11 protein-coding genes and 1 other RNA gene are annotated in these 12474 nt (G+C 66.9%); 3 read left to right on the top strand and 9 right to left on the bottom strand.

Features of this window, described 5'->3' with window-relative positions; translation table 11 throughout:
• Positions 1–17: 17 nt before the first annotated feature.
• The 8 genes from HN018_RS04855 to ffs form a co-directional block, all read right to left on the bottom strand.
• A complete protein-coding gene (locus tag HN018_RS04855) occupies positions 18–941 on the bottom strand; it encodes a manganese catalase family protein (protein ID WP_171834452.1) in 924 nt (307 codons plus the stop codon).
• 124 nt (positions 942–1065) lie between these two features.
• Complete coding sequence (locus HN018_RS04850) at positions 1066–2427, bottom strand: mercuric reductase (RefSeq protein ID WP_171834451.1); 1362 nt, start codon at positions 2425–2427, stop codon at positions 1066–1068.
• A gap of 65 nt (positions 2428–2492) precedes the next feature.
• The gene (gene folB, locus HN018_RS04845; protein ID WP_171834450.1) at positions 2493–2888 is read right to left on the bottom strand and encodes a dihydroneopterin aldolase; all 396 of its coding nucleotides are present in this window, start codon (positions 2886–2888) and stop codon (positions 2493–2495) included.
• Positions 2885–3679 (bottom strand): SDR family oxidoreductase, encoded by a 795-nt coding sequence (locus tag HN018_RS04840; RefSeq protein ID WP_171834449.1) that lies wholly within the window; start codon positions 3677–3679, stop codon positions 2885–2887. Before HN018_RS04840 ends, folB begins: the two co-directional genes overlap by 4 nt.
• A 10-nt stretch (positions 3680–3689) precedes the next feature.
• On the bottom strand, positions 3690–4280 hold the full coding sequence (gene recR, locus HN018_RS04835; protein ID WP_171834448.1) for a recombination mediator RecR: 591 nt from the start codon (positions 4278–4280) through the stop codon (positions 3690–3692).
• Positions 4281–4290: 10 nt separating this feature from the next.
• Positions 4291–4614 carry a YbaB/EbfC family nucleoid-associated protein gene (locus tag HN018_RS04830; protein WP_171834447.1) on the bottom strand — a complete coding sequence of 108 codons (324 nt, stop codon included), beginning with the start codon at positions 4612–4614 and terminating at the stop codon, positions 4291–4293.
• A 25-nt stretch (positions 4615–4639) separates the two neighbouring features.
• Positions 4640–6691, bottom strand: coding sequence for a DNA polymerase III subunit gamma/tau (locus HN018_RS04825; protein WP_171834446.1), 2052 nt, complete (start codon positions 6689–6691; stop codon positions 4640–4642).
• Between the two features lie 13 nt (positions 6692–6704).
• Positions 6705–6802: signal recognition particle sRNA small type (ffs, locus tag HN018_RS04820), an RNA gene on the bottom strand.
• 115 nt (positions 6803–6917) lie between these two features.
• Between ffs and nudC the strand changes: the two genes are divergently transcribed.
• From nudC to HN018_RS04805, 3 genes are all read left to right on the top strand, one after another.
• The gene (gene nudC, locus HN018_RS04815) at positions 6918–7838 is read left to right on the top strand and encodes an NAD(+) diphosphatase (protein WP_171834445.1); all 921 of its coding nucleotides are present in this window, start codon (positions 6918–6920) and stop codon (positions 7836–7838) included.
• Positions 7839–8173: 335 nt separating this feature from the next.
• On the top strand, positions 8174–10312 hold the full coding sequence (locus HN018_RS04810) for a TonB-dependent siderophore receptor (RefSeq protein WP_171834444.1): 2139 nt from the start codon (positions 8174–8176) through the stop codon (positions 10310–10312).
• The gene (locus tag HN018_RS04805; protein WP_338034010.1) at positions 10255–11532 is read left to right on the top strand and encodes a PepSY-associated TM helix domain-containing protein; all 1278 of its coding nucleotides are present in this window, start codon (positions 10255–10257) and stop codon (positions 11530–11532) included. Before HN018_RS04810 ends, HN018_RS04805 begins: the two co-directional genes overlap by 58 nt.
• A gap of 54 nt (positions 11533–11586) precedes the next feature.
• Here HN018_RS04805 and HN018_RS04800 read toward each other — a convergent pair whose 3' ends face one another.
• On the bottom strand, positions 11587–12453 hold the full coding sequence (locus HN018_RS04800; protein WP_171834442.1) for a prephenate dehydratase: 867 nt from the start codon (positions 12451–12453) through the stop codon (positions 11587–11589).
• Between the last annotated feature and the right edge of the window lie 21 nt (positions 12454–12474).

The following is a 12474-nucleotide window of genomic DNA, read 5'->3' as shown; positions in this document are numbered from 1 at the left end:
CCGAGCAGGCAGTTGAATTAACGGGATTTCTTGTAGAGCTTGGAGGCGATCTCGAACATTTCCTGCGGCGCGTAGTCCGGCGTGAACGCGGACGGGACGCCGGTCAGCTGATGGATCTTGCCGCCTTCGGGTGCACCATCGACCACGACGAGCTCACCCGGCGGATCGCCCGGCAGCGCCATCTCGCCATTGCCCCAGATGCCCGACATCTCCTTGTAGTCGTTCGGGCTGAACGTATAGAGGCGACGATGCGAGCCCTCGTTCAGGTACTTCTGGCACTCCGGGATCTTGTCGAGATTGATGTTCGGTGTCGGCAGGAACTTCTCGATCGCCACGCCGGTGATCTGCTTCAGCGCCAGCGCATAGGCATGAGCATGTACCGAGCCGCGTACCAGCAGGTAGCCGCAGACTTCGCGACCGGTCGGATCGGTCATCGTCTCATACACGCGCAGCTTGTGCAGGCGGGCGCCGCACTCGAGGTGGAAATTGTGCAGCAGGTCGACGACGACGTTGCCGGTGCTGGTGACGAAGTCGTTGTTCCACGACGCGCCATTGCTGTTGACCGGGGCCGAACCGCCACCGCCCGACAGGAACGCTGCCGCGAGCCGGATGTCCTTCATGTCCTCGAACGGCGCGCCCGAGATATCGCCGCCATCGACGCTGTCGCCGTCATTGTCGGGACCGTTGTTCAGCATGGCAACGCCGTTGCTGACCAGTTCGACGTGCCCGAGTTCCTCGGCCGTGATGCTGGCAACGAGGTTGTAGAACGGGCGCAGCTTGTCCTTGCTGCGGAAGTTAAAGCTCTGGAACATGTAGTTCCCGAGGGTGGACATCTCGCCATATTTGCCGCCGAGCAGTTCCTGCAAGGCAGCGGCGGCATTGGGGTCCCGCCGTTTCGGCGCGGGAAGCTCGGCTTGCAGCTTATCGATACGTAGAAACATGAGGGACACTCCGGGGGGAAACCAGTGAACGGAGGCTCTGGGAACGGGTTCGCGCCGCGCCGGTCGCTTTGATCCGCATTCGGATCACGTTTGAAAGACGCGGCGCACGGTAAGTCCCGAGAGGCTACGTATAGGCGGCAACCACTGCATTCTTGGCGGCCTCGCCGATGGTCGGGTGGATGACCACCGAGTTCTTGATCGTGTTGGCACCCGCCCCCGCGTTCATGAGTGCTATGAACACCTGCACGACTTCCGACCCGTTGTGGCAAAGGCATGCGGCGCCCAGGAACCGGTCGGTCTCCGCGTCGATCACCACCTTGATGAAGCCGGCGGTCTGCCCGACCTCCTTGGCCTTGCCGCTGGTCGACATGTCCTTGCGACCGATCCTGATCGCATGGCCCGCCTTGCGTGCCTCGGTCTCCGTCATGCCGACGCGGCCGAGTTCGGGATCGAGGAACATCGCATAGGGCACGATCCGCTCGGTGGTCATGCGGCTGTCGCCGACGATCTGGTCGTGTATTACCTTGGAGTCCGCATAGGCGGTGTGGGTGAAGGCCGGGCCGCCGCGAATATCTCCCGCCGCCCACACCCCCGCGACAGTCGTTGCCAACCGCTCGTCGACCTCGATCATGCCGTGCTGGTCGGTTGCGACTCCCAGTGTCTCGAGCCCGAGATCATCGGTATTGGGCCGGCGTCCGGTCGCTACCAGGAGGTGCGTGCCTTCCAGCACCACGCCATCGACATGCACGCGGATGCCGCCGTCGATCGGCTCGATGCGGTCTATCCGGACGTCGAGCCTGATCTCCAGACCTTCGGCCTCGAGAAATTTTGCAATGACGTAGGATACGTCCGGATCCTCGCGTTCGGCCAGCGCGCTGCCGCTCTGGAGCACCACCACCTCAGACTCGAGCCGGCTGAACGCCTGGCCGAACTCCAGTGCCAGGTAGCTGCCGCCGATCACAATCAGCCGCTCCGGCAGCACGGTCATGTCGATCCAGTTCTCCGCAGTCAGGAGCGGCACCGTCCGGAGCCCGTCGATGTCCGGCAGCAGGCTGCGGGTGCCGGTATCGAGCACCACACGGCGCGCGCGAACCCGACCGCCGTCGCTCTCGACAACGAACCGGCCATCCTCCCGGCCGGCGAGCCGTCCATGAGCGCGGATCAGGCACGGGTTGGCCGCCTGCTCGATGCTGTCGTCGAGCGAATTCCTTGCCGCCGCGACCATGCCGCGCACCCGGTCCATCACCGCGCCGAAATCGACATCGATGGTCGGGATGCGGATGCCCCAGCGCTCGCCGTTGCGTGCCTCGTAGGCGACCTGGGCCGAGGCGATGAGTGCCTTGCTGGGGGTGCAGCCGAAATTGACGCAGGACCCGCCGAGATGAACCCGCTCGATCAGTGCGACCTGCTGCCCCGCCTCGGCGAGCGAGCGCGCTAGCGGCACCCCGGCCTGTCCACCGCCGATGATCGCGACGTCGACATCCATCTTCTCTGTCCCCCGATGCGAGGGCAACGGTGGACATGCGAGGCTGGTTGCCGCCCGGCCCGCGCCTATGGCTGGCGGCGCTCGATCTCGACGCCGACGGAGACCAGCTCGGAGAACACGTCCAGCTTCTCGACCATCACCCGGACCACGCGGATACGGGCATCGGCCAGCACCCCGGCGGCAATGCGCTCCGCCAGCGTCTCGACCAGCCGTACATGGCCCTCGTCGATGATCCGCCTGACCAGCTGGACCACGCGCTCGTAGGAGACCGTCCGGCTGAGATCGTCGCGGCCGATCGCCAGGCCCGGCTCGTCCGTCACGCCGAAGCCGATATTCACCCGCACGCGCTGGCGGACGTTCTCTTCATGCGGATAGACGCCGATATGCGCGTCGATCACCAGGTCGCGCAGGAACACGTGCCGCAGCGGCGGCTGCTCCGGCCATGGTGGAAACATGCTCATTCCTGAAACGCTCCACCGGCGCCCGGTGCGGGATGCCATTGCATGTGCTGGCCGCCATCGAGCGCCAGCATCTGTCCGGTGACGGACGGCAGGCACAGCAATGACAGCGCAGCGCGGGCCACTTCGCCCGGGCTGGTGCCGCGTCCGAGCGGCACGCTCTCGCATTGCGCCCGGAACTGCGCATCGCTCTGGCGAGGGCTCGGCAGCGCCGGGCCGGGGCCGATCGCGTTCACCCGGATGCGCCGCGGCGCCAGCGCCAGCGCCATCGATTGGGTCAGTGCCCAAAGCCCGGCTTTCGACAGGCTGTAGGACACGAAATGCGGGGTCGGCGACCAGACCCGCTGGTCCAGCATGTTCAGCACCATGCCCTCGGCATCGGCCGGCAGCCCGCGGGCGAAATCCTGCATCAGCCTGAACGGCGCGCGCAGGTTCGGCTCCATATGCCGGTCCCAGGAGGCGCGGTCGGCATCGTGCCACTCGTCGCGCTCGAAGGTGCTGGCGTTGTTGACCAGCACGCCGAGCGGGCCGATCGCCGCTCCCGCGCGGCCGACCAGGCCGGCGACCTCATGCTCCTGCGAGAGGTCGCCTTCCAGTAGCACGCCCTTCACGCCGATCGCCTCGATGGTCTCCATCGTCTGCTGCGCCTCCTCGTGGCCATGCCGGCAATGGATCGCCACCGCGAACCCGCATTCGGCGAATGCCAGGGCGATGGCCCGGCCGAGCCGCGCCGCGCCGCCGGTGACCAGCACCGCGCGCGGGACGGAGGATGGGATCGGCCAGATCACGCTCATGCGGGCGCCGTCACGAGCGGCGGGCCATCAGGGCGGCCGCGAGCGTGCCGTCATCCAGCACGTCGAGCGCACCACCCATCGGCACGCCCTGTGCCACCCGGGTGATGGCGATACCGAACGACGCCAGCCGCTCGGCCAGCCAGTGGGCTGTGGTCGCACCCTCGACCGTGGCGCCGAGCGCCAAAATCACCTCGCGCACCTCGCCCCCGGCGAGCCTCGCTAAAAGCGGTGCAGTGCTGAGATCCTCTGGACCGGTGCCACCCAGCGCCGAGAGGGTGCCGCCGAGCACATGGTAGAGCCCGCGATGCACCCCTGCCCGCTCCAGCGCCCAGAGGTCGCCGACGCCTTCGACCACGCAGACCATCGAGTGGTCGCGGTGCTCGTCGGCGCAGATGGAGCACGGGTTGCGGCTGTCCAGATTGCCGCACGCGTCGCAGGTGCGCACGCTGTTGGCCGCCTGCTCCATGGCCGTCGCCAGCGGCAGCAGCCGGGTGCGCGGCTGACGCAACAGGGTCAGCGCCGCACGCCGTGCGCTGCGCGGGCCAAGCCCCGGCAGTCTCGCCAACAGCTCGATCAGCCGCTCGATTTCCGGCCCGCCCATCGGGAGCGCGTCAGAACGGCAGTTTCATGCCGGCCGGCAGGTTCAGCCCACCGGTCACCTTCTCCATCTCGGCGCCCGTACGGACCTCGAGATGACGGCGGGCTTCCGCATGCGCCGCGATGATCAGGTCCTCAAGCATTTCCATCTCCGCGGGATCGGCCAGCTTAGGATCGATGCGGATGCGCTTGAGGTCGCCCTTGCCGGTAAGCGTCACGGACACCATCCCGGCGCCGGCAGCACCCTCGATTTCGAGAGTGGCAAGACCGGCCTGCATCTCTTCCATCTTGGCCTGCATCTGCGATGCCTGCTTCATCAGGCCTGCGAGGTTCTTCATGCGCTGTGGTCCTTGAAAACGCGTGTCATGGATCGGGAAGCCCGACCTCGTTGTCGAGATCGTCGAGCCCGACCGGCTCCGAATCGAGCGGTGCGAACTCCATATCGGGAGCGTCGGCGTCGTTGAGTAGAGACTGGGCAACGATCGGTTCCGGCGGCAGTCCGTATTCGTCGAGCGTCGCATCGTTGACCGCACCGAGCCTGGCACCCGGAAACGCCGCCATGATCGCCTGCACCAGCGGATGGGCTTCCGCCATCTGGCTCCGGGTGATGTCCAGCGCATCCGACTGCTCGGCCAGCGTCGGCTCGCCGGCCTCGCGGACCACGGCGATGGTCCAGCGCGTGGCGGTCGCGTCGCTGAGCAGCTTTGCCAGGCGCTGGGCAAGGTCGCGCGGCGCCTGCGGTTCCAGCCTGAGCTCGATCACCGGGGCGGCGAACCTGACCAGATGGGCGCAATGGCGCAGATGCCCGTGCAGCATCGCCTCGCGCCGGGTGGCGATGAAGGCCACCACCTCGCGCCAGCTCTTGAGCGAGGGCGGTGGAGGTGCCGACATCTCGACCGGCGGGGCGACGGTCTCGGCCATCGGGGCCGCCATTCGGTCCTGGTCCGGCTCCCGGTCCAGCTCCGGGGCGGGCGCCCGCGCGGCACCGCCGCCGGTCACTGAACGGAGCGTCGGGCCGGGGTTGGACTGTCCCAACGGCGCCGGCGGGGCACGGTGTCCAGAGGATTGTTCTGCCTGCAACTGGCGAACGAGGTCGCCGGGCGGCGGCAGGTCGGCGACATGGCACAGCCGGATCAGCACCATCTCGGCGGCCTCGCGGCGGTCCGGCGCGGTCTCGACCTCGGCCACGCCCTTCAGCAACATCTGCCAGGTCCGTCCCAGCACCGGCACCGGCAGCGCATCCGCCAGGGCGGCTCCGCGCACACGTTCGGTTTCCGGCAAGTCGCCGCTGGTGCGCAGGGCCGGCAACGCCTTCAGGCGCGACACGGTGTGGATCAGCTCGAGCAGGTCGGCCAGCATCAGTCCGAGATCGGCACCGCGCGCATGCGCCTGATCGGTGATCGCCAGCGCGTCGGCCGGCTTGCCTGCCATCACCGCGTCGAGCAGGTCGAACACCAGGCCGCGATCGGCCAGTCCCAGCATGTCCGCGACCCGGTCGGCGCGAATGGTGCCGTCGCCGGTTCCATCGTCACTGCCGTCGCCACCCTGGGCGATCGCCTGGTCCAGCAGCGAGAGCCCGTCCCGCACCGAACCGTCGGCGGCGCGGGCGATCAGCGCCAGGGCTTCGGCGGTAATCGACGCACCTTCCTTGGCCGCGATCACCGCGAAATGCGCCGACAGCTCGGACTGCGAGACGCGGCGTAGGTCGAAGCGCTGGCAGCGCGACAGCACCGTCACCGGCACCTTGCGCAATTCGGTGGTGGCGAAGATGAAGGTGACCTGGGCGGGAGGCTCCTCCAGGGTTTTCAGCAACGCGTTGAACGCGTTGCGCGACAGCATGTGCACCTCGTCGATGATGAATACCTTCATCCGCGCCTGCATCGGCCGGAACCGGGTCGCCTCGATGATCTCGCGCACGTCGTCGATGCCGGTCCGGGACGCGGCATCCATTTCCAGCACGTCCGGGTGCCGGTCGGCGAGGATGGCGGTGCAGTTGGCGCAGACCCCGCACGGATCGGCAGTAGGCCCGCCGGTGCCATCCACGCCGATGCAGTTCAGGGCGCGGGCGATGATGCGGGCGGTGGTGGTCTTGCCGACGCCGCGCACGCCGGTGAGCATGAAGGCATGCGCGACACGTTCGACGGCGAAGGCGCGCCGCAGGATGCGCACCATCGCCTCCTGGCCGATCAGGTCGTCGAACCGGGCGGGGCGATAGGTGCGCGCAAGGACGCGATAGGGGGTTTTCGGGGCTAAAGCTGCAATGGCGACGGGCTGAGCCGGTGCTGCCCGTGGGGGCGCCAGCGTATCGCCGAACAGGCCGGGCCCTTCGGCGGGTGGCGGCTCCGGCAGGCCCGAGGCACCGTCCATGCCGTGCTCGTCGGTATCCCGAGGGTCGGAGTTGTCGCTGGATGACATGTGCATCAGATTGGTGGGAGGCCGAACGAACGACCCGAGCGGAAACTCACTGCGGCTGCTTCCTTCCGGACCTGACCGGGTTGGCAAGACGCCCGTCCGCTGCCGACCTCCCGATCGGACCTTAACACGGTTGCCCCCATGGGCGACAAGAGGCGGCGACAAGAGGCGGCGACGAGAAGCGGACTGCTTCGGATCGAACAGGTCGGGGCGGTCATCGGAGGCATTTATGGCAGGCGACAGGCTCTCGCCCATCGTTAATTTCTACGCCGGCAGCAGGATCGACCGCGCCGCCAATTCGCGCGCGGACGAGGATGCGATCGCGGGCTATCTCGCCGATCCCGTACGCCGCCTGCTGCCGTTCTGGCGCGGTCGGCACCTGATGGAGCGGCTCGCGCCGGACAGCATCCGCGTGGCGATGCCGAGCCCGGCGCAGATCGGGCTCGAGCAGTTTCCGTGGATCTTCCTTGGCCTCGACGGCGCTGTGCCGTTGTTCACAGTGGATATAAGCGAACTCGACGAACCAGTGCGCCCCGACTGGCCGGACATCTGGAGTTTCGAGGAGCTGCGCCCGCTGGCGCCGCTGCTCCCGGCAGAGGAGGCGGCACTCCTGGCGCAGGTGCGCGGCATGCTGCACTGGCGTTCGACGCACCGGTTCTGCGGCGTCTGCGGCCTCCCGAACCATCCGGAGCAAGGCGGCCATCGCCTCTGCTGCCCACAGGGCCACCAGCATTTTCCGCGCACCGACCCGGTGGTGATAATGCTGGTCCAGCACGGCGACCATGCGCTGCTGGCGCGGGGAACACGGTTCCCGCCGAACTCGCGGGTGCTGTCGGCCCTCGCCGGGTTCCTGGAGCCGGGCGAGAGTGCGGAGGAGGCCGTGGCCCGCGAGGTGTTCGAGGAGGTCGGCGTCACCGTTCGGAACGTGCGCTACCATTCGAGCCAGCCATGGCCTTTTCCCGGATCGCTGATGCTTGGCTTTCATGCCGAGGCGCTCGAGATGAAGCTGACGATCGACCCGGGCGAAATCGCCGAGGCGCGATGGCTCACCCGCGCACAGGTGCTCGACCATGAAACACAAGGCTTCGACATGCCGGGACCGAGCGCCATCGCGCGCAGGCTGGTCGAAAGCTGGTTGAGCGAAGGCTGACCGGCGACCGAATATTGCGGTCACCGCCCCACTCCTCTTGCGCTGTCGCAACAGCTTGCAAGCCGATGCGGGATGATGCGCCGGCATTGCAGGCGGTGGTGTGGACGTAATCGCGGCTTTGCGATCGTCCAGCCCGCAGTCACGCAGAAACCCGATCTCAGGTACTCGATCCGGACCGGGTGCAAACCGGCGCACGCGGTATCCTGCGCAGCGAGGCTGCAACCCTGCGAGATGATTACGCGCCCGACCTGACCCGACCGCCTTGCGGGGCGGCAGGATCACGTCTAGACCCTCAAACGCGAATGGTTCTCAATATCAACTAAGGCGTCATGTTCATGGATTGCTCCCGGCCGCGCCGCACCCTTCTCGTGCGCTTCGCCCCCGCCGCGCTGCTTGCCGGAGCCTCCCTCCAGGGTGCGACCTGCGCACAGGGCGAGACGATCCCGACCGACGCCATGGAATATCTGCTGGTCCGCGGCGAGACGCATGGCGTGGTGCCGCAAACCAGTTCGGCCGGGACCAAGACGTCGACACCGCTGCTCGAGACGCCGCAATCCATCTCGGTCGTTACGCAGGCAGTCCTGCGCGAGCAGGACGTGCAGACCCTCAACCAGGCGCTGCGCTACGTGTCCGGCGTGACCACCGAGACGCGCGGAGGCACCGCGACACGCTACGACATGTTCTCGATCCGCGGGTTCGACGCGGACACCTACTATAACGGTCTCAAGCTGCTCACGAACGGCGAGTATGCCGCACCGCAGGTTGATCCCTACCTGCTCGACCGGGTCGATGTGCTGAAGGGATCGGTCTCGGTGCTCTATGGCCAGGCGCAGGCAGGCGGCCTGGTCGACCAGACCGCCAAGCTGCCGACCACCACGCCACTTCATGAGATCGGTATGGAATTCGGTAATTTCCGCCATGCCCAGGCGACAGGCGATTTCTCCGGTCCTATCGACCATGCCGGACACTGGAGCTACCGGCTCACCGCCCTTGCCCGCACGCAGGATGGACAGGTCGCGCATACCAAGGACCAGCGTATCGAAGTGGCGCCCGCCCTCACCTGGCGTCCGGATGCCCGCACCGACATCACGCTGCTCGGCCTCTACCAGCACGAGCCACGCAGCACGTCCTATGGCGGCGTGCCGGCCGGGGCCAGCGTGCTGTACAATCCGTTCGGCAGCGTCTCGGTCGATTTCTACGATGGAGACCTCAACTTCGAGAAATTCGACCGTACGCAGCTATCGGTCGGGCTCAAGGCGGAACGACAGGTCAATAACTGGCTGACGTTGCGCAGCAACTCGCGCTGGTTCCGTGTCAACATGGACTACGCCAGTGTCTATAGTTCCGGACTCGAAGACGACCATCGCACGCTCGACCGCGGAATAGCCGCGTCGACCGAATGGTCGGACCAGTATGCGACGGACAACGCCGCCGAAGCGCGTTTTTCGACAGGGCCGGTCTCGCACGTCGCTCTCGCGGGCTTCGACTACCAACATCTCGACAGCGCCTACCGCACGGGTTTTGGAACCGCACCTTCGATCGACATCTTTGCGCCGGACTATACGCTCCCGATAACCCAGCCCGCCCGAACCAAGACGGACGTCACGCAGAGCCAGTACGGCGTCTATCTGCAGGATCAGCTCCGCTATGCCGGTTTCGTGCTGACGCTGTCTGGACGGCGCGACTGGGTCGGAAGCAGTACCCGCACACCTGACTCGGGTGGTCGGACAGCGCAATGGAACGCGGCCTTCACCGGCCGCGCCGGCCTGACCTATGTGTTTCCGAACGGCATCGCGCCATATATCAGCTACTCGGAATCCTTCTCGCCGATTGCAGGGACGGATGCGAACGGTAAGCCTTTCGTGCCCGAGCGGGGACGGCAGTACGAGGCGGGCGTCAAATACAAGCCGCGTGGCTTCAACGGCTTCTTCACCGCCGCCGCGTTCGACATCACCCGCGAGAACCTGACGACGCCGGCACCAAACAACCCGCTGCTCTCGATCCAGACCGGCACCGCGCGCTCCCGCGGCTTCGAGGTCGAGGCGCGCACCGACATCACCCGCGATCTGCAACTGGTCGCCAGCTACACCTACATCAACGCATATTACACGCGGGATACCTCCGGGCTGACCGGCAAGCGCCTCCCGGCGGTGCCGCATAACCAGGCCTCCGCCTGGGCCTATTACACGGTGCCGTCGGGCAGGCTCGCGAACCTGTCGGTCGGTGGCGGCGCGCGCTATGTCGGCAAGACTCTGGACAGCACCAACAGCTTTGCGGTTCCGGACGTCACCTTGTTCGATCTCGCCCTGCGCTACGATGTCGGCCACCTGGTACCGGCGCTGAAAGGCTTGCAAGGCTACATCAACATCGACAACCTGCTCGACCGTAAATACGTTTCCTCCTGCTACTACGGCACATGGTGCGCCTACGGTTATCAGCGCACCGCCTTCGGCGGCCTGACCTACCGCTGGTAGTCCGGCGTCCGATGCGCCCGTGGCTGCTACGCGCGCATCGATGGATGGGTCTGCTGCTGGCTGGCTTCGTCACCATGGCGGGGCTGACCGGCAGCATCGCCGCCTTCCACGATGCCATCGACGCGCAACTCAATCCCGACCTGTTCGATGCGCGGCTGCCCGGGGCGACGCTCTCCCCGGCAGCACTCGTGCGACGCCTGCAGGCGCAGGCGCCGCAGACGCAACTGGGCTACATGCTGTTTCATCCGCCGGACGGGCAGAGCGTTCGCGCCTATGTCCAGCCACGCACCGATCCGGCGACCGGCCGCCCATTCGTCCTGGCAGCGAACGAGTTGTTCCTCGATCCTGCCAGCGGCGACCTGCTCGGCGGGCGCAAATCCGACGCGTGCTGTTTCTCGCGCCGCGCGATCATCCCGTTCCTCTATCGCTTCCACTACACGATCGGTCTCGGCGCGACCGGGCAGTGGATCATGGGATTGCTGTCGGCGCTCTGGTCGATCGACTGCATCGTCGGCCTCCTGCTGACGCTGCCGCCTGTCCGGAGGCGCGACGTGCGGCGTCGTGCGGCCGAGTGGCTGCGCGGCTGGCGACGCGCCTGGCGGATCGACAGCGCACGCCGCGGCTTCAGGCTGGTGTTCGACCTGCATCGCGCCGTCGCACTCTGGCTCTGGCTGGTGCTGCTCGGCATCGCGATCAGCGGTTTCGCGATCGCGCTCGATAGACCGTTATTCCACCCGATGGTGACCCACCTGCTGCCGGTTGCACGCCCGGCCACACCACCGGACGCGGGTACGGCACACCCCGATCCCGACCTCGACGCGATCGTCGCCCTAGCCAACAAGCTGGTGCACAGGCAGGGTTGGCCTGTCGACGCGGGCGGTGTGTTCATGATGCCGGCCGCGCATCTGGCGAGCGTGTTCTTTTTTCAATCGGCAGGCGAACGCGGTACCGGTCTCGGCCGGCCTACGGTGACCATAGACACGCAGACCGGACGTGTGGCGCAAATAGAGATGCCCGGCGGCGGACGCATCGGAGACCTGGTCATGCAGATCCAGTTCCCCTGGCATAGCGGGCAGATTCTTGGATTGGCCGGCCGCATTCTCGTGGCGTTGGCTGGGCTGGCCACCGCCGGGCTCGCGGTAACCGGCGTGATGATCTGGGACCGTAAACGGCGCGTACGCCGCCGCCCCGTATCGGATTGCGATGCCCCGCTGGCATGATCGGTGGGAGCGGTAGGCAAGCGACATGGGGGACGTGGCAGGCCGGCGTTATCATCAGCCGCGAAACGACGACCTCGTGTAGCTGCCGAGGATCTTGAGGGCCGTCGAGAAGAACTGTAGCTCGTCGATCGCCCTGGCCAGACCGGTATCCTCCGGGTGGCCATCCACCTCGAGCAGGAACTGCGTCGACGAAAAGAAGCCGTCGAGCATGTAGCTCTCGATGCGGGTCATGTTGACGCCATTGGTGGCGAAGCCGCCGAGCGCCTTGTAGAGCGCGGCTGGGACGTTCCTGACCCGGAACAGGATCGTCGTCATCGTCCCCGACTGTCCGGGCGGCGGCGAGAGCGGCTCGCGCGCAGTCACATAGAAGCGGGTGGTGTTGTGCGCCGCGTCCTCGACATTGCGGCGCAGGATCACCAGCCCGTTCAGCTCCGCCGCCAGCGAGGAGGCGATCGCCGCATCCTGTTTCCGGCCCCAGCCTGCGACCAGTTCTGCCGCACCGGCAGTGTCGAACTCGATCACCGGCTCGAGTGCCAGCTCGTCGATCAGGCGACGCACCTGCGCCATCGCGACGGAGTGCGTATGCAGTCGCCGGACATCGCCGATCGCGGTGCCGGGCACACCGAGCAGGCAGTGTTCCACACGCTGAAAGTGCTCGCCCACGATATGCAGGCCGCTCTCCGGAAGCAGCGAATGGATGTCCGGCACCCGTCCGGCGAGGCTGTTCTCGCAGGCCAGCATCGCCAGGTCCGCCGCGCCGTCATGCACCGCCTTGATGGCGTCGGCGAACGTTTCGCACCCCATGGTGGCACGTCCCGGATAGGCGGTGCGGCAGGCCAGGTCGGAATAGGCGCCGGGCCGGCCCTGGAAGGCGATCGGTCCGGGCGTGCTGCCGGGAGGGGGCGGGACCGCAGGGTTCATGGGATCAATCTTCACCGGAAA

Origin of the sequence: Lichenicola cladoniae, from assembly GCF_013201075.1 — a bacterium.
In the GTDB taxonomy this organism is placed as follows: Bacteria; Pseudomonadota; Alphaproteobacteria; order Acetobacterales; family Acetobacteraceae; genus Lichenicola; species Lichenicola cladoniae.
Note: the sequence above shows the minus strand (reverse complement) of the source record. Positions and strands in the feature narration are given on the sequence as shown.

Coding starts and splice junctions, on each gene's coding strand:
- HN018_RS04855 (WP_171834452.1), bottom strand. CDS start 941: ATGTTTCTACGTATCGATAAGCTGCAAGCCGAGCTTCCCGCGCCGAAA.
- HN018_RS04850 (WP_171834451.1), bottom strand. CDS start 2,427: ATGGATGTCGACGTCGCGATCATCGGCGGTGGACAGGCCGGGGTGCCG.
- folB (WP_171834450.1), bottom strand. CDS start 2,888: ATGAGCATGTTTCCACCATGGCCGGAGCAGCCGCCGCTGCGGCACGTG.
- HN018_RS04840 (WP_171834449.1), bottom strand. CDS start 3,679: ATGAGCGTGATCTGGCCGATCCCATCCTCCGTCCCGCGCGCGGTGCTG.
- recR (WP_171834448.1), bottom strand. CDS start 4,280: ATGGGCGGGCCGGAAATCGAGCGGCTGATCGAGCTGTTGGCGAGACTG.
- HN018_RS04830 (WP_171834447.1), bottom strand. CDS start 4,614: ATGAAGAACCTCGCAGGCCTGATGAAGCAGGCATCGCAGATGCAGGCC.
- HN018_RS04825 (WP_171834446.1), bottom strand. CDS start 6,691: ATGTCATCCAGCGACAACTCCGACCCTCGGGATACCGACGAGCACGGC.
- nudC (WP_171834445.1), top strand. CDS start 6,918: ATGGCAGGCGACAGGCTCTCGCCCATCGTTAATTTCTACGCCGGCAGC.
- HN018_RS04810 (WP_171834444.1), top strand. CDS start 8,174: ATGGATTGCTCCCGGCCGCGCCGCACCCTTCTCGTGCGCTTCGCCCCC.
- HN018_RS04805 (WP_338034010.1), top strand. CDS start 10,255: ATGGTGCGCCTACGGTTATCAGCGCACCGCCTTCGGCGGCCTGACCTA.
- HN018_RS04800 (WP_171834442.1), bottom strand. CDS start 12,453: ATGAACCCTGCGGTCCCGCCCCCTCCCGGCAGCACGCCCGGACCGATC.